At 62.9% G+C, this 18,532-nt stretch carries 17 protein-coding genes; 6 read left to right on the top strand and 11 right to left on the bottom strand.

Going from position 1 to position 18,532, the window contains the following annotated elements:
- Positions 1–60 precede the first annotated feature (60 nt).
- Positions 61–1,245 carry a DUF2252 domain-containing protein gene (locus JV201_RS15790; RefSeq protein WP_219405696.1) on the bottom strand — a complete coding sequence of 395 codons (1,185 nt, stop codon included), beginning with the start codon at positions 1,243–1,245 and terminating at the stop codon, positions 61–63.
- Between the two features lie 224 nt (positions 1,246–1,469).
- Between JV201_RS15790 and JV201_RS15795 the strand changes: the two genes are divergently transcribed.
- The 3 genes from JV201_RS15795 (at position 1,470) to JV201_RS15805 (ending at position 4,879) form a co-directional block, all read left to right on the top strand.
- On the top strand, positions 1,470–2,732 hold the full coding sequence (locus tag JV201_RS15795) for an aspartate aminotransferase family protein (protein ID WP_087695004.1): 1,263 nt from the start codon (positions 1,470–1,472) through the stop codon (positions 2,730–2,732).
- Entirely contained in the window at positions 2,729–4,231 is a 1,503-nt protein-coding gene (locus JV201_RS15800; RefSeq protein WP_219405697.1) for an APC family permease, read from the top strand. The genes JV201_RS15795 and JV201_RS15800 overlap by 4 nt, the downstream gene beginning before the upstream one ends.
- Positions 4,232–4,303: 72 nt before the next feature.
- Positions 4,304–4,879, top strand: coding sequence for a DUF1349 domain-containing protein (locus tag JV201_RS15805; protein ID WP_102369219.1), 576 nt, complete (start codon positions 4,304–4,306; stop codon positions 4,877–4,879).
- On the opposite strand, the gene JV201_RS15810 is transcribed toward JV201_RS15805, so the two are convergent.
- Together JV201_RS15810 and JV201_RS15815 are read right to left on the bottom strand one after the other, a co-directional pair.
- Complete coding sequence (locus tag JV201_RS15810; protein ID WP_003215068.1) at positions 4,880–5,773, bottom strand: LysR family transcriptional regulator; 894 nt, start codon at positions 5,771–5,773, stop codon at positions 4,880–4,882. It abuts the gene before it with no gap.
- Between the two features lie 190 nt (positions 5,774–5,963).
- Positions 5,964–6,839 (bottom strand): LysR family transcriptional regulator, encoded by an 876-nt coding sequence (locus tag JV201_RS15815; protein WP_003215066.1) that lies wholly within the window; start codon positions 6,837–6,839, stop codon positions 5,964–5,966.
- 133 nt (positions 6,840–6,972) lie between these two features.
- Between JV201_RS15815 and ampC the strand changes: the two genes are divergently transcribed.
- Positions 6,973–8,127 (top strand): class C beta-lactamase, encoded by a 1,155-nt coding sequence (gene ampC, locus JV201_RS15820; protein WP_219405698.1) that lies wholly within the window; start codon positions 6,973–6,975, stop codon positions 8,125–8,127.
- Between the two features lie 74 nt (positions 8,128–8,201).
- Here the strand turns inward: ampC and dctM are convergent, their stop codons facing one another.
- From dctM to JV201_RS15860, 8 genes are all read right to left on the bottom strand, one after another.
- Positions 8,202–9,482, bottom strand: a complete 1,281-nt coding sequence (dctM, locus tag JV201_RS15825) for a C4-dicarboxylate TRAP transporter large permease protein DctM (protein WP_003215062.1) — start codon at positions 9,480–9,482, stop codon at positions 8,202–8,204.
- Positions 9,482–10,114, bottom strand: a complete 633-nt coding sequence (locus JV201_RS15830) for a TRAP transporter small permease (protein WP_003215060.1) — start codon at positions 10,112–10,114, stop codon at positions 9,482–9,484. Before JV201_RS15830 ends, dctM begins: the two co-directional genes overlap by 1 nt.
- Positions 10,115–10,289: 175 nt before the next feature.
- Entirely contained in the window at positions 10,290–11,273 is a 984-nt protein-coding gene (gene dctP, locus JV201_RS15835; RefSeq protein WP_003215057.1) for a C4-dicarboxylate TRAP substrate-binding protein DctP, read from the bottom strand.
- Between the two features lie 222 nt (positions 11,274–11,495).
- Positions 11,496–12,311: a CoA ester lyase gene (locus JV201_RS15840; protein ID WP_177122232.1), complete on the bottom strand. Its 816-nt coding sequence runs from the start codon at positions 12,309–12,311 to the stop codon at positions 11,496–11,498.
- A 14-nt stretch (positions 12,312–12,325) separates the two neighbouring features.
- The gene (locus JV201_RS15845) at positions 12,326–13,522 is read right to left on the bottom strand and encodes a CaiB/BaiF CoA-transferase family protein (protein WP_003215053.1); all 1,197 of its coding nucleotides are present in this window, start codon (positions 13,520–13,522) and stop codon (positions 12,326–12,328) included.
- Positions 13,523–13,531: 9 nt separating this feature from the next.
- On the bottom strand, positions 13,532–14,881 hold the full coding sequence (locus JV201_RS15850) for an MmgE/PrpD family protein (RefSeq protein WP_008436239.1): 1,350 nt from the start codon (positions 14,879–14,881) through the stop codon (positions 13,532–13,534).
- A 10-nt stretch (positions 14,882–14,891) separates the two neighbouring features.
- Entirely contained in the window at positions 14,892–16,055 is a 1,164-nt protein-coding gene (locus tag JV201_RS15855) for an acyl-CoA dehydrogenase family protein (protein WP_087694986.1), read from the bottom strand.
- A gap of 31 nt (positions 16,056–16,086) precedes the next feature.
- Positions 16,087–16,905: a MaoC family dehydratase N-terminal domain-containing protein gene (locus JV201_RS15860; protein ID WP_087695071.1), complete on the bottom strand. Its 819-nt coding sequence runs from the start codon at positions 16,903–16,905 to the stop codon at positions 16,087–16,089.
- A 202-nt stretch (positions 16,906–17,107) separates the two neighbouring features.
- Here JV201_RS15860 and JV201_RS15865 point away from each other — a divergent pair, with 202 nt between their 5' ends.
- Positions 17,108–18,019, top strand: coding sequence for a LysR family transcriptional regulator (locus JV201_RS15865; RefSeq protein WP_008436234.1), 912 nt, complete (start codon positions 17,108–17,110; stop codon positions 18,017–18,019).
- A gap of 34 nt (positions 18,020–18,053) precedes the next feature.
- Positions 18,054–18,532, top strand: a 479-nt coding sequence (locus tag JV201_RS15870; protein WP_219407187.1) for a GFA family protein, incomplete at its 3' end; no start/stop codon positions are given.

The following is an 18,532-nucleotide window of genomic DNA, read 5'->3' on the forward strand; positions in this document are numbered from 1 at the left end:
CTGATCCACCGCTTTCGCGAGCAAGCCCGCTCCCACAGGGGACTTTCAGCTTTCTTGAGGTCAGTGCTCCAGCGCATACCGCCGGCAATGATTCAAATACCCTTCCTCATGGCTCCCCACCAACTGCACCACACTGGTCCACAGCCACGAAGGCGCATCCAGTTGCCTGGAGCGATTCTCTTGCAACAGCGCCATCCAGTCCTTGCGCGTATCCCGGTCCATCTGCCGCGCATGAGCCACGCCGACCACACGCGCCAGGTACCCGGCCGCGTGCATCGCATCAATCTCGCTCAGCTCATCCAGCTCCAGCTTCATGTCCTGGGGCAGCAGTTCGCGGATGAAAAACCCGTGATCCAGAAACCGCGTGGCCAACATCCGCTCCCCCAACGCCGGTGACAGGTGCCGCGCGCCCTCCACCACCCGCCGGCCGTTATCCCGAGGCATTTTTGCCCGGGCCGCACGCGGCGCGGCAGCGCCTACCGCTTCCTTGATGTCGAGCAGGCAGTATTCCTGATCAGATTTGTCCCCTACTCCCAGCAACACCGCATAACGCAGCAATCCAAGGGAGCTGCAACCCTTGACCCAATACGCCGAGTCCAGCAGCTCAACCTCGGCGTCGTTGGAGCGGCCTTTGAGCGAAGTCACCAGCCGGTGGATTTCATCCGACGCGCACAACGTTTCAAGGGCGGACTTTTCTGCCCGCGACAACGACCAGAAATGCTTGCCCAATGGAATCGTCGGCCGGGTGTTTTCAATACGTTCGCGAGCCAGATTCTTCCAGGTGCGCTCCACTGCACTGCGCATCCCGGACTTGACCTGGGACGGGCGCGGCGGTGCCTCGTCGGGCTTGTCCTTAAACGCCTGCGCGTAGCCCACCATCATCTCTTCAAGCATGCGGGCGGTGGTCACCCCCGGCAGGTCCGAACCCCGCGCAGCGGTGGCCAGGGACAAGGCCAGGCGCACCAGGTCATGGGCCGGATTGCCGATCACCGCCTGGTCAAGGTCACGGATATGCATGTCGATCCGGCCCTTGGTATCGCCCGTGGGCCCGAGGTTACCGGCGTGGCAGTCGCCGCAGATCCAGATCTCCGGTCCGTGGGGCAAGCGCCGGCCGCGCTGGCTGTGCAGCCACTCGTAAAACTGAATCGTACTGCCCCGCACATATGCGTGGGCGGAGCGCGCCATCTTCAGGTTGCGCAGTTGCGTGAGGTGGGGCATTCGTGAAGAGGGACGCGGAATTTTCATAGAGGTACTCGTCGTGGAGATACGGTAGAGGCTGGCCCGCGACAAATGTTTCATTTTGTTTCAGAGGATTCTATTGATAAGCCACGCCAATCAATCCCACTGCAATCGGTCTTTCTATTCCTCCCGTTCCCGGGACTAGCATCGGGTCAACTCGATGCAGCGAGTCACAACCCTAACTGCACACATCCCCAAACACTGCCGCCCTAACAAAAGAGATAACGCAGATGAATGAAGTGATGAACACCGCACCCGCCAAGATCAACCTGGTCAAGGCCCGAGGCTCGCTGGTATGGGACGATCAGGGCAAGGAATACATCGACTGTACCGCCCAGGCCTGGTCGAACAATTTGGGGGCCAATGACCCCCGGGTGGTGGAAGCCGCCGTTGCGCAATTGCGCGAAATGACTCACATCCGCCCCAACTTTGGCTCACCGGCCCACACCCGGCTGGTGAAGAAGCTGCGGGAAGTCTCCCCGGGCGCCCTCAACCAGATGGGCTTTGCCCTGCATGGCAGCCTCGCCGGTGAAATGGCGATGAAACTGGCTTTCAAGAACCGCCCCGGCGCACAGAACCTGCTGGTGCTGCAGGACGGCTACCACGGCCGCTCCCTGGCCACCCTCGGCGCCAGTTGGCCACACCCGAACAATCCGTTCCTGGCGATCCAGCCACGTTTCACCCGCGTCCCCCACCCCAACCCGTACCGCACGCGCCTGGGTATGGACCCGGAAACCGAGTCGCAGCTGTGCCTTGGCCTGCTGGAAGAAACCATCCTCAAGGGCGTCGACGGTGGCGTGGCAGCAGTGATGATGGAACCGATCCAGGGCAATGGCGGGCATATCGAGTTCCCCCGCTCCTACTACAAAGGCGTGCGCGAGATCTGCGACCGCCTCGGCGTGCTGCTGATTTTTGATGAAGTGCAGACCGGCTTCGGGCGCATGGGCACGATGTTCGCTGCGGACTATTACGACGTGCTGCCCGACATCATCGTGTTCGGCAAAGGCGTCGGCGGCGGCTTCCCGCTGGCCGGGATCCTCGCCGATGACAAGCTCAAGTGGTTCGACGAAGGCGAAGAAGCCCTGACCTTCGGCCACTTCCCGGTCTCGCTGGCCGCCGGCTACGCCACGGTGGAAGCGATCGTCGCCGACAACCTCTGCGAAAAGGCCCGCGACTCCGGCGACTACATCACCGCCCGCCTCAAGGACATGCAAACCCGCCACCCGCTGATCGGCGACGTGCGCTGCCCCGGGCTGATGGCGTCCATCGAGCTGGTCAAGGACCGCACCACCAAGGAACCGGCCTGCCGGGAATCCCAGGAGGTGTATCGCCTTGGGGTGGAGCGCGGCGTATTGTTTGGCGAAAGCCGCTACGCCGGGCTGGGTAACCTGATCAAGGTCAAGCCTCCTCTGGATATCGAACGCCCGTTGCTGGCCAAGGCCCTCGATGTGCTGGACGAGGTGATCGGCATCATCGAGGAGCAACGGCCATGAGCACATTCGTTGAAAACACCGTGACCGCCCCGCCGAATGCCCAGGCCCCGCTGTCCAGCGACGACGCCGACCTGGCCAGCCTCGGCTACGAGCAAAAGATGCACCGCACCATGAGTTCGTTCACCTCGTTTGCCCTGGCCTTTTCCATGGTCTCGATCAACACCGGGGTGGTCACGCTGTTCGCCGACCCGTTCAACCGCGTCGGCGGTATCGGCATCCTTTTGTGGCTGCTGGTGATCCCGCTGGTGTGCTGCATCGTCATGGTCTACTGCCACCTGGCCGGGCGCATTCCGCTTACCGGCTACGCCTACCAATGGTCCAGCCGGTTGGCGGGCAATCACTTCGGCTGGTTTACCGGCTGGGTCGCGTTCACCTCGTTTGTCGCCGGTACAGCCGCCACCTCGGCGGCCATCGGCACGGTGTTCGCGCCGGAGATCTGGGCCAGCCCGACACAGGGCCAGATCCAGGGCCTGAGCATCGGTGCCACGCTGGTGGTAGGCCTGCTGAACATCTGCGGGATTCGCCTGGCCACGCGGATCAACGACATCGGCGCAATCATCGAAATCATCGGCACGGTGCTGCTGGCGATTGCGTTGTTCTTCGGGGTGTTTTTCTTCTTCGAGCACACCCAGGGCGTGGCGATCCTGACCTCGGCACAACCGGTCAGCGGCGGCACCCTCAGCTTCACCACCCTCGCCCTCGCCACCTTGCTGCCGGTCTCGGTGCTGCTGGGCTGGGAGGGCGCCGCCGACCTGTCCGAGGAAACCAAGGACCCACGCCGCGCCGCGCCCCGGGCGATGATTCGTGCGGTGCTGGTGTCCAGTGTATTGGGCTTCGTGGTGTTCGCCTTGCTGAGCATTGCGATCCCGGGGTCGGTCAGCGAGCTGCTCAGCCACAGCGAAAACCCGGTGATCAATATCGTGCGCCTGCAACTGGGCAACGCCGCCGGCGTGGGCATGATCGTGATCGCCTTCGCCTCGATCCTCGCCTGCCTCATCGCCAACATGGCGGTGGCCACGCGCATGACCTTCGCCCTGTCCCGGGACAACATGCTGCCGGGCTCCAAGGTGCTGGCGAAGATCAACCCGCACTTCGGTACGCCGGTCGCCGCCATCGTGCTGATCACCGCCATCGCCGTGCTGCTGAACCTGGCGAGCGGCGGGTTTGTCACGGCGATCTACTCGATGGTCGGCCTGACCTACTACTGCACCTACCTGCTGACGCTGATTGCCGCGTACCTGGCCTATAAAAATGGCCGGATGCCGGGGGCGCCTGCGGGTGTGTTCAGCCTGGGCAAGTGGTTGTTGCCGATGATCGTCCTCGGCGGCCTGTGGGCCATCGCGGTGATCCTGACCCTGAGCGTGCCCGAAGAAAGCCACACCGGCGCCATCACCACCGGGGTTACACTCGGGGTCGGCGTGCTGTGGTGGTTGTTTTCGCTGCGCACGCGCCTTAACAATGGCACCGCCGGGCCGAGCGGCAAATTGCTCGACCACTAGCCGCTGATTGCAGCCAAACAACAAAACCCCGGGCGCCGGGGTTTTGTCTTGTCACCTTCAAGGAGCTTCCCGATGTTTGAACAGGCCAGTTGGCTCAATCAACCCCAGCAATGGAGCCAAGAAGGCGAGCGCCTCAAGGTGCGCACCGATGCCAGCACCGATTTCTGGCGCGAAACCCACTATGGTTTTGTGCGCGACAACGGGCATTTCCTGTTTGTTGAAACCGACGGTGACTTCACCGCCCAGGTCAAGATCCACAGCGCGTTTACCCACCTGTATGACCAGGCCGGGTTGATGGTGCGGGTGGATGAAGCGCATTGGGTGAAGATCGGTGCAGAGCTGTCCGACGGTGTGACGCTGTTGAGCAGCGTATTGACCGATGGCGTGTCGGACTGGGCCACCGGTGTGTTCCCGGGTGATCCCGAGGCGTTCTGGATTCGCGCCACCGTGGCCAAGGGCGTGCTGCGCGTGCAGGTGTCGGTGGATGGCGTGAGCTGGCCATTGGTGCGCCTGGCGCCGTTCCCCGTGGCTGCGTCGTATCAGGTGGGACCTTATTGCTGCACGCCGGAACGTGGCGGGCTGGAGGTGGAGTTTTCCGAGCTTCAGGTAAGTGCGCCCAACGGCAAATCCCTGCACGACCTGTCCTGACTAACCCCGGCTGCTCGCCACTTCCATCGCCAACTCGGCAAAGTTGCGCGCCGCCACACTCGGTTGTGGCGGCAAGGCGACCGCCACTTCACACATCGGCATATCGCTGATCACCGGGAAGGCCAGGCCGGGCCGCGCATAAAAGCGTGCAGTGGACAGCGCGGTGATACTGATCCCGCGCTCCGACGCCACCGCCTGCAACTCGGTCTCCACCGTCGAAGCTTCATGGACAATCCGCGCCGGCTGGCCATCGCGGTACGCGTCGGCGGTCCAGAAACTGCGCCACACGCCCACTCCCGGTGCAGCAATGATCGGCTCATCCAGCACATCGTAGATGCTCACGCTGCTCTCCCCGGCCAACCGGTGGCTGGACGCCAGGCACGCCACGCAGGGTTCGGTCACCAGGGTGTGCAACTCGATGTCCGGCAGGCCCAGTGGCGGGCGCAGCACCGATACGTCCATGCCCTCGTCGATCCCGGCATGGGGCGAGCCGAAGTCATACTCGCGCACCACCAGTTCGATCTCCGGGTAGCGCTTGGCGAACACGCTGAGGATTTGCGGCATCAAGTCCACACCCGCGCCGATCAGGAAGCCGATATTCAATGAGCCGCGTACGCCGCGTGCATGTTCGTGGGCGGTGCGTACCAGGCGGCTTACGCCATTGACGATTTCCCGCGCCTCTACCAGCAAGGCCAGGCCGGCTTCGGTCAGTGCTACGTTGCGGGTGTTGCGTTGGAACAGTTGTACGTCCAGCAGCGCCTCAAACTGGCGGATGGTCTGGGACAGCGCCGGTTGCGAGACATGCAGGCGGGTCGCGGCGCGCACGAAGCTGAGCTCCTCGGCCACCACCACGAAGGCCTTGAGTTGACGGATGTCTACGCCGGAAGTTTGCATTGCAGCCTCTTATGATCAATGGCAGACCGAGTGGGAGAATAACCTGTGGCGAGGGAGCCTGCTCCCGCTGGGTTGCACAGCGACCCTGAAACCATCCGCCGCGTTCTTGCTGAACTAACACCGCCGCTTCTTTGGGGCCGCTTCGCGGCCCAGCGGGAGCAAGCTCCCTCGCCACAGCGTCGACCCAACCTCAATGCATGGCCACTTCACGCAGCCACGTCTTGAACGCCAGCATCGCCGGCGTCTCGGCCCGTGACTGCAAGCGCGTCAGCCAATAACTGCCGGTGGTGATGCCGATCTCGAACGGCTGGCGAATCACGTCCGTCGCCAACTGCCGGCTGAACATCATCGCCGGCGCGAGGGCCACCCCCGCCCCTTGCAGCGCCGCCTCCATCATCGCCAGGGACGAGTCGAAAACGATACTGCGCGGCACCAGCGTATCGGCAGGCAAGCCCGCGGCCTGGAACCATTGCGTCCACTCATCCGCACGATATGAGCGCAGCAGCGTGTGCTTCAACAGGTCCGCCGGAGTCTGCAATTGCCGAGCAAGTTGCGGCACGCACAGCACCGTCAGCGGCGCCTCCAGCAATTGGCACGCCTCGGTGCCGTGCCACGCGCCGGAACCAAACCGGATTGCGTAATCCAGGCCTTCGGCCGCCACATCGACGCGGTTGTTGTTGGTGGACAGGCGCAAGTCGATAAACGGGTAGCGCGCCTGGAAATCCGCAAGCCGCGGCAACAGCCAGCCCACCGCAAAGGTGCCCACCGCGCCTACCGTCAATACTTCGCGGTAATGCCCACCTTCAAACTGGCCTAAGGTTTGAGCTATCCGGTCGAAGGATTCGCGCAACACCGGCAGCAGGGTCTCGCCCTCGCTGGTGAGCATCAGGCCCCGGGGCAGGCGTTTGAACAGCGTGACATTGAGCTGCGCCTCCAGGCTTTTCACCTGGTGACTGACCGCCGCCTGGGTGACGCACAGTTCAATCGCCGCCCGGGTAAAACTCAAATGCCGCGCAGACGCCTCGAAGGCTCGCAGCGCGTTGAGTGGCAAATGGGAACGGAGCATGGCTTGACCCTAATTTTTCTAATGGCTGTTGCGAGATATCATCGTTTGCCGCGGGATCACAAACTGCCTAGATTTGCGGCGCCTGCGCAGGCAACGGTATTCACCCGATCACCTTCATGGAAGTCACGTCATCATGTACACATCCCTTTTTCCAACCGTGCGCAACACCGCGATATTCGCCTTATTGCTCGGCGCAGGCAACTGCATGGCGGCTACCGACATGCGCCAGGTCGTGGACAGCACTGTCCAGCCCCTGATGCAGCAACAGGACATCGCCGGCCTGTCGGTGGCGATCGTACAGAACGGCAAGGCGCAATACTTTAACTACGGCGTCGCCAACAAGGAGAGCAAGCAGCCCGTCACCGAAAACACCCTGTTTGAAATCGGCTCGGTGAGCAAGACCTTCACCGCCACCCTTGCCGGCTATGCCCTGGCCAACGGCAAGCTGAAGCTGTCGGACCCGGCCAGCCAATACCTGCCGGCATTGCGCGGCGACACGTTTGACCACATCAGCCTGCTCAACCTCGGCACCTACACCGCAGGTGGCTTGCCCCTGCAATTCCCCGATGAGTCCGATAACGCCGGCAAGATGATCAGCTACTACCAGCACTGGAAACCGGACTTCGCTCCCGGCACCCAACGCCTGTATTCCAACCCGAGCATCGGCTTGTTCGGCCACCTGGCAGCGCAAAGCCTGGGCCAGCCGTTTGACCGGTTGATGGCGCAGACCCTGCTGCCGAAACTCGGCCTCAAGCACACCTTTATCAGCGTACCCAAGTCACAAATGAACCTTTACGCCCAGGGTTACGACAAGGCCGGCAAACCGGTGCGTGTAGGGCCTGGCGCCCTGGACGCCGAGGCCTACGGCATCAAGACCAGCACCTCGGACCTGATTCAGTACGTTGAAGTGAACATGCACCCGGCGAAGCTGGAGAAGCCGCTGCAACAGGCGATTGCCGCAACTAACACCGGCTACTACACGGTGGATGGCATGACCCAGGGCCTCGGCTGGGAGATGTACCCCTACCCAATCACGCTGGATGCATTGACGGAAGGCAACTCGGCACAAATGGCCTTTCAGCCCCACAAGGTCAACTGGCTGACACCACCGCAAGCGCCCCATGCCGACACGCTGGTGAACAAGACTGGCGCCACCGGTGGTTTTGGCGCCTACGTGGCGTACGTGCCGAGCAAAGGCCTGGGGGTGGTGATCCTGGCGAACAAGAACTACCCGAATGCCGAACGGGTAAAAGTGGCCCATGCGATCTTGAGTGCGATGGATAAATAAATCCCTGCACACCTCAAATGTGGGAGCGGGCAAGCCCGCTCCCACATTGTTTTGTGGCGTGATTCAAGTTGGGTTTACATCCCCAGCCAATGCGGCAAGGCCAGCGATATGAACGGCAGGTAAGTCACCATGATCAGGAACACCAGCAGGATCATCAGCCACGGCAACGCCGCGCGGATGGTCTGCCCCAGCGTCAGCCCTGTCACTGCCGAGGTCACAAACAGGTTCAACCCCACCGGCGGATGCACCAGGCCAATCTCCATGTTGACCACCATCACAATTCCCAGGTGAATCGGGTCGATCCCCAGCTTCATCGCAATCGGGAAGAAGATCGGCGCCAGGATCAGCACGATCGCCGACGGCTCCATAAAGCTGCCCGCCACCAGCAGCACCACGTTGACCATGATCAGGAAACCAATCGGCGTCAGGCCCTCGGAGATCACCCACGCGGTGATTTCCTGGGGAATCTGCTCCGTGGTCAGCACGTGAGCGAAGAGCATGGCGTTGGCGATGATAAACATCAGCATGATCGCCAGGCGCCCGGACTCCAGCAGCACCTTGGGGCAATCCCTGATCTTCATGTCCTTGTAGATGAACAGCGCGACAAACGCCGAGTACACCGCCGCCACCGCCGCCGCTTCGGTCGGGGTGAACATGCCGCTGTAGATCCCGCCCAGGATGATCACCAGCAGCAACAGGCCCCAGAATGCCCGGCGGGCGCAGGTCAGCCACTCGCGAAAGGTCGCCCGCGGCTGGGCCGGCAGTTTCTTGATGCGCGCGACGATGTAGATCGCGACCATCAACATCAAGCCCAGCAGCAGGCCCGGAATCACCCCGGCCATGAACAGCTTGCCCACCGAGGTTTCCGTGGCGGCCGAGTACACCACCATCACGATCGACGGCGGAATCAGGATGCCCAGGGTACCGGCGTTGCAGATGATCCCGGCGCCGAATTCCTTCGGGTAGCCCGAGCGCACCATGCCCGCCACGGCAATCGAACCCACCGCCGCCACTGTCGCGGGCGAGGAGCCCGACAGTGCGGCAAACAGCATGCATGCCAGCACCGCCGCAATCGCCAGCCCGCCGCGGATATGCCCGACGCAGGCGTTGGCAAAGTCGATCAGCCGCTGCGCCACGCCACCGGTGGTCATGAACGCACCCGACAACAGGAAGAACGGAATCGCCAGGAAGGTATAGGCGTCCGAGGTTTCAAACAGCTTGATTGCCAGGGAACTCACCGAGTCCGGGCTGAACATCAGGATCGACACCGCGCCCGACAACCCCAGGGAAATCGCGATGGGCACACCGAGGAACATGAACACGAACAGCAGCAAAAACAGACACAGAACGGCCATCAGTGACGCTCCTCATGGCTGCCGGCCAACTTGCTGGCTTCACCGGCTTCGTCGGCCAGGCCCAGCCCGGTTTGGCGGTGGGTGAAGATGCGGTAGAAAATTTCCAGGTAGCGGATGAACACCAGGGCAAAGCCGATGGGCACGATCACCACGATGTCGTCGACGTCGATGCCGAACTTGTCGAGGTCTTCGGCGCCGATGTGCGCGGTGGTGACCGCACTCAGCCATTTGTAGCTGGCAACCATGAACAACCCGGCGTAGGCCAGGCAGCACAGGCAAGCCAGCATGCCCAGCAGGCGCTGCACCCGGCGCGGCGTCAGCTTGACCAGCGCGTCCACGCCCAAGTGGCCGGCGGTGCGCACGCCGTAGGAGATGCCAAAGAAAATCAGCCAGCCGAACATGGCCTTGGTCAGCGCCACGCTCCAGGTCATGTCCTGGGCCCAGCCCATGGTGTGGTCACCCAGGGCGTTGAAGAAACCGCTGCTCCACGCCCACTTGTCGGCAAGGGCAAAGAACAGGGTGTAGATGTTGTTGAGCATGACGTAGACAAAAGTCACCAGGGTCATGGCGGCCAGCAGGATGGCGATAAAGCCTTCCTCCAGGTGCTCCCAGACGCGCCTTAGCGTTTGCATGGCAAAACCTCGCGAAGCGGAGATAGGTGTGTGCAAGGCTTGGAGGCGGGAACCGGATCAACATGTGGGAGCGGGCTTGCTCGCGAATGCAGACTTTCAGTTGATGCATTCGGTGACTGATACACCGCATTCGCGAGCAAGCCCGCTCCCACATTTGATCTCGGTGCTCTCCAAATTACTGGTTCGACGCGTCGGCCGCCTTGATCAGGTCAGCGCCGATTTCACCTTCGAACTTCTGCCACACCGGGCGCATGGCTTCGCGCCAGAGCTGGCGTTGCTCCGGTGTCAGCTCGATGATTTCGCTGGTCTTAGCGTCGATGATCTTCTGCTTGGCCGACTGGTTCAGCGCCTCGGCCTGCTTGTTCACCTCGACGGTGACTTCAACCATGACCTGGTCCAGGGTGGTGCGCACATCCGGCGGCAGGCCGTTCCAGAACTTGGCGTTGGTGATCACCATGTAGTCGATCAGGCCATGGTTGGATTCGGTGAAGTACTTCTGCACTTCGTTGACCTTCTGGCTTTCATAGTTCGACCAAGTGTTCTCGGTGCCGTTGACGGTGCCGGTCTGCAAGCCCTGGTACACCTCGGCAAAACTCATCTTGCGCGGGTTGGCGCGGATCGCCTTGAACTGCTCTTCCAGGACGCTGGAGGCCTGCACGCGGAATTTCAGGCCACGGGCATCCTTGGGCTCTCGCAATGCCTTGTTCGCCGACAGTTGCTTGAGGCCGTTGTGCCAATAGGCCAGGCCGAGGATGTTCTTGTCTTGCATCGAGGTCAGCAACGCCTTGCCCTGGGCCGCCTGGAAACGGTCGACCGCCGCCAGGTCGTTGAACAGGAACGGCAGGTCGTAGATCTGTACTTGCTTGGTGTACTGCTCAAACTTGGCCAGGGACGGCGCCAGCATCTGCACGTCGCCCAGCAGCAGCGCTTCCATTTCCTTGCCGTCGCCGAACAGCGAGGAGTTGGGGTACACCTCGACTTTCACCCGGCCGGGCAGGCGTTCTTCAGCGAGCTTCTTGAACAGCAAGGCGCCCTGGCCTTTGGGGGTGTTTTCCGCGACGACGTGGGCGAACTTGATCACGATGGGGTCGGCCGCCTGGGCCAGGCCCGCGGCAAACAAGGTGGCGGCGCAGAACAGCGCCCGAGAAAGCTTGAGCATGGAAAATCACCTTCTTATTGTTGTGTTATAGGGCAAGGTGCCTGATGTCACGCGTATAGAGAATTTCGAATTTTAGATACCTGCGTTCGGCGTGGACGAACGCTGATTTTGCAAACGACAGAGATCCAATGTGGGAGCGGGCTTGCTCGCGAAAGCGGTGTGCCAGTCACCGGATGCACTGGCTGACCCACCGCTTTCGCGAGCAAGCCCGCTCCCACATTTCTACGGTTGCGCGGCTAATAATCGTTGGGCCCGCAACAACACCGGTGCATCCACCATCTGCCCGTCCAGTTGATACGCCCCGGCCCCATGGGCACCGGCATCCACCACCCGTTTGGCCCAGGCCAGATCCTCGGCACTGGGGGCCAACGCCTGGTGAATCACCGCCACCTGCTTGGGATGGATACACAGCGCGCCGGCAAAGCCCATTTCATAGGCATGCCGAATCGAACGGCGCAGGCCTTCGGGGTCGTCGATGGCCGGGTGCACGCCGTCCAGCGGCGCCACCAGCCCGGCGGCGCGGGAATGCACGATCAAGGCAAGGCGAGCCTGGTCGAGGGCAAATTGCGCGGCCGGGGAGCCGCTGCTCAGGTTCAAGTCCAGCGCCAGGTCCAGGCCACCAAACGACAGGCGCTCCACCAGCGGCGCATGGGCGATTTCCGCCACCGCCAGCAAACCCCGCGCACTCTCGATAATCGGCCAGATAGCCTTGCCCGTTGCAGCCACCACGGCCACCTGGGCCGCACTTTCAACCTTGGGCAGCAACACCCCTGCGACTCCGGCGTGGGCCTGACAGAACGCCACATCGGCAAAATGCTCGGGATGCTCCGGCGCGTTGATCCGCACCCACACCCGCGCCGCCGGCGCCGCCTGCAAAAACACCCCGAGGTTGTCCCGGGCCTGACGCTTGAGCGGCTCTTCCACCGCGTCTTCAAAATCCACAATCACCGCATCGGCGCCGCTGGCCAGGGCCTTGGCAAAACGTTCCGGTCGGCTGCCCGGTACAAACAGCGCAGAGCGCACAAGAGAGGTTGGCATCGTTCGATTCCTTGTCAGATAACGCCGCGGATACGCAGGCCGTCGATGGCTTCAGCGGAGTAACCCAGCTGGTCGAGAATCCCCTGGCTGTGCTGCCCCAGCCCCGGCACCGCATCCATCCGCGGGGTGAACGCGGCATTGCGTGCCGGTGGCAGCAACGACGGCAACTTGCCCGCCGGGCTGTCGACTTCACGCCAACTGTCCCGGGCCTTGAGCTGCGGGTGGTCCCACACCCCTTGCATATCGTTGACCCGGGCACTGGCGATTTGCGCGTCTTCCAGGCGCTGGATCACGCCCTCGGCGCTCATCTGCGCAAAACTGTCGACGATGATCTGGCGCAGCACGTCGCGGTTTTCCGAACGCTTGAAGTTGGCCGAGAAACGCTCGTCGGTGGCCAATTCCGGGGTGAGCAGCACCTTGTCGCAGAACGCCGCCCATTCCCGCTCGTTCTGCAAACCGAGCATCACCGTGCCGCCGTCGCCGGTGGGAAACGGCCCGTAGGGGTAGATCGTCGAATGCGCCGCACCCGCGCGCGGTGGCTGGGGCGCGCCGTCGAACGCGTAATACATCGGGTAGCCCATCCACTCCACCAGGCTTTCCAGCATGCTGACGTCGATGCGACTGCCCTGCCCGGTCTTGCCCCGTAGCAGCAGCGCCGAGAGGATGCCGCTGTAGGCGTACATCCCGGCCGAGATATCGGCGATGGAGCAGCCGGCCTTGGCCATCTGGTCTTCACCCGGGCCACCGGTGACCGAGAGAAAGCCGCCTTCGCTCTGGATCAGCAGGTCGTAGGCCTTTTTCTTTTCATACGGGCCACCCTCGCCATAGCCGGAGATGTCGCAGACGATCAGCCGCGGGAAGCGCTCATGCAGCGCCTCGAATGACAAACCCATGCGCGCGGCCGCGCCCGGTGCGAGGTTCTGCACCAGCACATCGGCATCGGCCAGCAGGGTTTCCAGGATGTCCCCGGCATCGTCGTGCTTGAGGTCCAGGGTCAGGCTTTCCTTGGAGCGGTTGGTCCACACGAAATGCGAGGCCAGGCCGCGCACGCGCTCGTCATAGCCCCGGGCAAAGTCGCCAGCGCCGGGACGTTCGATCTTGATCACCCGCGCGCCCAGGTCGGCCAACTGGCGGGTGCAGAACGGTGCGGCAATCGCGTGTTCCAGGCTGACAACGGTGATGCCGTCCAGCGGTCGTTGATTAGCGGTCATGACAGTTCCTTAAAGCCAGTGAGCCAGGGACGCGGCGTTGCGCAGGTCCCAGACTTTTTCGATCAGCCCGGTGGTTTGCGCGGGTGTGCGGGCACCGCTGAATTGAGTCAGGCGCTGGAACTTGTCGGCCAGCTCCGAGCGGTTCAGGGTGTTGCCCGGGTCGCCCTTGGGTTCGTCGATGGCGCCGTGCAGGGTGCGACCATCGGCGGTGGTCACGATGACCCGGCCCAGCCAGCGCTGCGGATAGGCACCGTCGACTTCGGCGTCGAGGGTCATGGAGACCTTGTCGCGAAACGCCGCCACGTCCCCGTCGCTCAGCGCCAGCTCGTGAAACTCGGTCAGCCCGGCCTTGCCATGCACGGCAATCAACCCCAGCACGGTGCCCATGGAAAACTTGGCCTGGTGCACGGTCTGCGGCAGCGTCACCCGGCCCAACACGTCGATGGCGCCCTGGTGAACGCGAGTTTCCACATGGGCGATCTGCTCATGGCCGAGCCCTTCGCGCTGCATCAGATCCAGCAGCGCATCCGCGGCCGGATGGGTATGCCGGCACGAGGCATGGAACTTGAACGACGTTTCCAGCAGCGCCCAGCGGCTGCCGAGGCGATCGGACAATTTGCCTGGGTCGGCGTCGGTGGACATGCCCGCCGCCATACCCTGATCGCCTTCCAGAATATTGCGCGCACCGGTCAGCCCGTCCGCCGTCAGGTAAGCCGCCAGCAAACCATCGGCAGCGGCCTTGGCAGTGTGCAGTTGCTTGGAGTCGGCGGCATCCCGCAGGAACTCCCACAGCCCGGCCGCCTGAGTGCCGGCACTGCCCAGCAGGTTGATGAATTGCTCTTGGTTGAAGTCGAGCAATTTGCCCACGGCCACCGCCGCCGCGAGGGTGCCGACGGTGGCCGTGGTGTGGAAGATCCGGTAGTGGGAACGGCCCATGAATTCACCGATGCGAATCCCGGCTTCGTAGCCGGCGACCGAGGCCAGCAGCAGCTCGCGCCCGGACTTGCCGAGGTCTTGCGCCGCCGCCAATGCCGCCGGAAACACCACGGTCGCCGGGTGCAATACCGAGCTGTTGTGCAGGTCATCCTGCTCCACCAGGTGCGACGACGCGCCATTCACCAGCGCGGCGAAATAGGCACTGCTGCTGCCGCCGTTGACGATGATCTGCGCCGGGCCATCAGCCGGGCCCATCCTGCGGGCATAACGTTCGAACAGCGGGATCGGATGCGCGCCCTTGCTGGCCAGCGCCGAGGCGAGCCAGTCGAGGAACAGGTCTTCGGTGCGGGCAAGTACGGCGTCCGGCAATTGTGCGTAATTCAACTCGGCGAGGAACCGACACAGCGCTTGGGTATGGCTCATGGTCGGGCCCTCAGAAGCTGCGTGGCAGTTCGAGCAGATGCTCGGCCACGTAGGACAGGATCAGGTTGGTGGAGATCGGCGCAACCTGGTACAGGCGGGTTTCGCGGAACTTGCGCTCCACGTCGTATTCGCAGGCAAACCCGAAGCCGCCGTGGGTTTGCAGGCAGGCGTTGGCCGCCTCCCAGGAAGCCTTGGCCGCGAGGTACTTGGCCATGTTCGCGCTGGCCCCGGCATTGGCGCCGCTGTCGTATTCCTCACAGGCACGCCAGCGCATCAAGTCGGCCGCTTCGATCTCGATATGGGCTTCGGCAATCGGGAACTGCACGCCCTGGTTCTGTCCGATGGGCCGACCAAATACCACGCGGTCGCGGGCATAGGCGCTGGCTTTCTCGATAAACCAGCGGCCGTCGCCGATGCACTCGGCGGCAATCAGGGTGCGTTCGGCGTTGAGGCCGTCGAGGATGTAGCGAAAGCCCTTGCCCTCCTCGCCAATCAGGCTGTCCAGCGGCAACTCCAGGTTGTCGAAGAACAGTTCGTTGGTCTCGTGGTTGACCATGTTGGCGATGGGCTGCACGGTCAGGCCGTTGCCGATGGCTTCCCGCAAGTCCACCAGGAAGATCGACATGCCTTCGGATTTTTTCTTCACCTCGGCCAACGGCGTGGTGCGGGCCAGCAGGATCATCAGGTCGGAATGCTGCACCCGCGAGATCCAGACTTTCTGGCCATTGATCACGTACTTGTCGCCGCGCTTGACTGCGGTGGTCTTGATTTTGGTGGTGTCGGTGCCGGTGGTGGGCTCGGTCACGGCCATCGACTGCAGGCGCAATTCGCCGCTGGCGAGCTTGGGCAGGTAGAAGCTTTTCTGTGCTTCGCTGCCGTGACGCAGCAAGGTGAACATGTTGTACATCTGGCCGTGGACGGTGCCGGAGTTGCCACCGCAGCGGTTCACTTCCTCCAGTATCACCGAGGCTTCCGCCAGCCCCAGGCCGGAGCCGCCGTAGGCTTCCGGGATCATTGCCGACAGCCAGCCGGCGTCGGTCAGGGCCTTGACGAAGGCTTCCGGGAAACCCTTTTCTTCATCGACCTTGCGCCAGTAGGCGGCGTCGAATTCGGCGCAGAGTGCGCGCACGCCTTCGCGGATGGCATTCAGTTCTTCGTTGTCATTCGGGTTCATTAACGGCTCTCCGCCTGTTGTTCTTGGAGGTTTATTCGAAATGCAGTTCGGCGCGCTGGGCCAGGCCGTCGGCGTTGCCCGCCCACAGTTCCGCGACGCCCGGCGCGGTGACGTGCCCGCCCACTTCAAAGGCTTGCGGGGCAATCAACGGACGCACGCCGCGATACGAGAAACGGCGCAACGTGGCCGCGGGGTTGGCGCGGCAAAATGCGCGCAGGCTCAAGGTGGCGATCAGCGGACCGTGCACCACCAGCCCCGAATAACCTTCGGTGCCGGTGACATAGGGGTAGTCGTAGTGAATGCGGTGGCCGTTGAAGGTCACGGCGCTGTAGCGGAACAACAGGGTTGGCGTCGGGTCGACCGCTTCACGCCAGGCGCCTTCGAGGAGCGCGTCACCACTGCCCTGTTTGGGCGGCGTGGGTTCGCGGTAGACGATGTCCTGTTCTTCGCGCAGGGCCAGGCGGCCGTCCTGGGAATAGTCGTGGCGCACGGTGACGAACAACAACGAGCCGGTGCGACCGGTTTTTTCTTCCACCCGGGTGATGGTCGAAACGCGGGTGGCGGCCTCACCGGCACGCAATGCATGGAAGAACTCGATACGCCCGCCGGCCCACATGCGGTTGCGATTATCGGCCGGCGGCAGGAAGCCGCCACGGGCCGGATGACCGTCACCGCCCAGGGCGGACTCGGGCAGCGGGTCCTGGAAGAAGCACCATTGCCACAAGGGCGGAACCGGCTCGCCATCTGCCGGTGCCGCTTCGCCAAAGGTGGCGGCGATGCGTTTGAGCAGGTTGTGGCTCAAGTGGTCGTGGGCTGTTTCGCTACGGCCGATCCAGTCTGTGGCGCTCATCGGGTGCATGTCCTCGGGCAGGGAATCTGAACCGGATCATGCTGGGCCTTGGCCGTTCTGAGAATTTGCATTTCAATAAAGCAGCGTTCGGCTATGCTGAACGCCATCGCCCATAAAAAGATCTCAAGAACCCGGATGATCAATGTGGGAGCTGGCTTGCCTGCTCCCACATGGGTTCTTCGTCGCTGCCCCGGAGCCTTGCATGCACTTTGATCTGGCTGACTTACGCCTGTTTATCCATATCGCCGAATCCCCCAGCCTGACCCAGGGCGCCAAGCGCGCGTTCCTTTCACCGGCCGCCGCCAGTGCGCGGATCAAGGCCCTGGAGGGCCAGCTCGACACCCGCCTGTTGTACCGCGACAGCCGTGGCGTGGAGATCACCCCGGCGGGCGAACGACTGCTGCACCATGCGCGGCTGATCATGCGCCAGGTGGATTACCTGAAAAGCGAGTTCACCCAATACGGCATCGACTCGGCCGGGCATATCCGCATTTTTGCCAACACCACCGCCGTGACCGAGTTTCTCCCGGAGGTGCTGGCCGGCTTCCTGTCCCAGCGCCCCGGCGTGACGGTGGACCTGCAGGAGCGGCTGTCGCGGGATATCGTGCGGGGCGTGCTGGATGGCACCAGCGACATGGGCATCATCGCCGGGCCTGTGGAAGCGTCGGGTTTGCAGGTGCTGCACTTCAGCACCGACCACCTGGTGCTGACGGTACCGGTGGGGCATCCGCTGGCGGGCCTGCCTTCGGTGACGCTGGAGCAAACCCTGGCTTATCAACATATCGGCTTGCATGACGGCAGCACGTTGCTGAGTTTCCTGCGTGAGCATGTGGAGCGGCTGGGCAAGCACTTGTCGTTGCGCATTCAAATGTCGAGCTTCGAGGCGATCTGCCGGATGGTTGAGGCGGGCGTGGGGATCGGCATCATTCCCGAGTCGGCGGCGGTGCGGCACAGCCGGACCATGCAACTGGTGACGGTGAAGCTGGATGAAGTTTGGGCAGTGCGCGAGCGCAGTATTCTGGTGCGGGAGCTGGAGGCGTTGCCGGGGACGATTCGGGCGTTGATCGCGACCTTGATGCCCGAGATGGAACCGCCCCGGCTGCCGGGCGCCTAAGCTAACGTTGTCCTTTTGCGAAGGAGATCTGGTCATGCAGCTTGAAGGTTCCTGCCATTGCGGCGCGGTTTCGTTCAGTCTTGAGAGTGCGCATCCCTACCCTTATCAGCGGTGTTATTGCTCGATTTGTCGCAAGACCCAGGGGGGTGGCGGGTATGCGATCAACCTTGGGGGGGATGCCAGGAGCCTCAAGGTGCGGGGGCGCAAGTTGATTTCGATTTATCACGCGCGGATGAAAGAGCCGGGGGATAGCCGGGCGCATGCGAGTACGGCTGAGCGGCATTTTTGTTCGCAGTGTGGGTCGGGGTTGTGGTTGTTCAGTCCGCAGTGGCCGGAGTTGATTCATCCGTTTGCTTCGGCGATTGATACGCCGTTGCCGGTGCCGCCGGAGCATACGCATTTGATGCTGGGGTCGAAGGCGCCGTGGGTTGAGGTGAGTGTTCGCGCGGGGGACCTGGAGTTTGAGGAGTATCCAGAGGAGTCGATTGCCGAGTGGCATGAGCGGTTGGGGCT

Origin of the sequence: Pseudomonas sp. Colony2 (genome assembly GCF_019382755.1) — a bacterium.
Lineage (GTDB): Bacteria > Pseudomonadota > Gammaproteobacteria > Pseudomonadales > Pseudomonadaceae > Aquipseudomonas.

Coding starts and splice junctions, on each gene's coding strand:
- JV201_RS15805 (WP_102369219.1), top strand. CDS start 4,304: ATGTTTGAACAGGCCAGTTGGCTCAATCAACCCCAGCAATGGAGCCAA.
- JV201_RS15850 (WP_008436239.1), bottom strand. CDS start 14,881: ATGAGCCATACCCAAGCGCTGTGTCGGTTCCTCGCCGAGTTGAATTAC.
- JV201_RS15860 (WP_087695071.1), bottom strand. CDS start 16,905: ATGAGCGCCACAGACTGGATCGGCCGTAGCGAAACAGCCCACGACCAC.
- dctP (WP_003215057.1), bottom strand. CDS start 11,273: ATGCTCAAGCTTTCTCGGGCGCTGTTCTGCGCCGCCACCTTGTTTGCC.
- dctM (WP_003215062.1), bottom strand. CDS start 9,482: ATGGCCGTTCTGTGTCTGTTTTTGCTGCTGTTCGTGTTCATGTTCCTC.
- JV201_RS15855 (WP_087694986.1), bottom strand. CDS start 16,055: ATGAACCCGAATGACAACGAAGAACTGAATGCCATCCGCGAAGGCGTG.
- JV201_RS15790 (WP_219405696.1), bottom strand. CDS start 1,245: ATGAAAATTCCGCGTCCCTCTTCACGAATGCCCCACCTCACGCAACTG.
- JV201_RS15840 (WP_177122232.1), bottom strand. CDS start 12,311: ATGCCAACCTCTCTTGTGCGCTCTGCGCTGTTTGTACCGGGCAGCCGA.
- JV201_RS15800 (WP_219405697.1), top strand. CDS start 2,729: ATGAGCACATTCGTTGAAAACACCGTGACCGCCCCGCCGAATGCCCAG.
- JV201_RS15795 (WP_087695004.1), top strand. CDS start 1,470: ATGAATGAAGTGATGAACACCGCACCCGCCAAGATCAACCTGGTCAAG.
- JV201_RS15845 (WP_003215053.1), bottom strand. CDS start 13,522: ATGACCGCTAATCAACGACCGCTGGACGGCATCACCGTTGTCAGCCTG.
- JV201_RS15865 (WP_008436234.1), top strand. CDS start 17,108: ATGCACTTTGATCTGGCTGACTTACGCCTGTTTATCCATATCGCCGAA.
- JV201_RS15810 (WP_003215068.1), bottom strand. CDS start 5,773: ATGCAAACTTCCGGCGTAGACATCCGTCAACTCAAGGCCTTCGTGGTG.
- JV201_RS15830 (WP_003215060.1), bottom strand. CDS start 10,114: ATGCAAACGCTAAGGCGCGTCTGGGAGCACCTGGAGGAAGGCTTTATC.
- ampC (WP_219405698.1), top strand. CDS start 6,973: ATGTACACATCCCTTTTTCCAACCGTGCGCAACACCGCGATATTCGCC.
- JV201_RS15815 (WP_003215066.1), bottom strand. CDS start 6,839: ATGCTCCGTTCCCATTTGCCACTCAACGCGCTGCGAGCCTTCGAGGCG.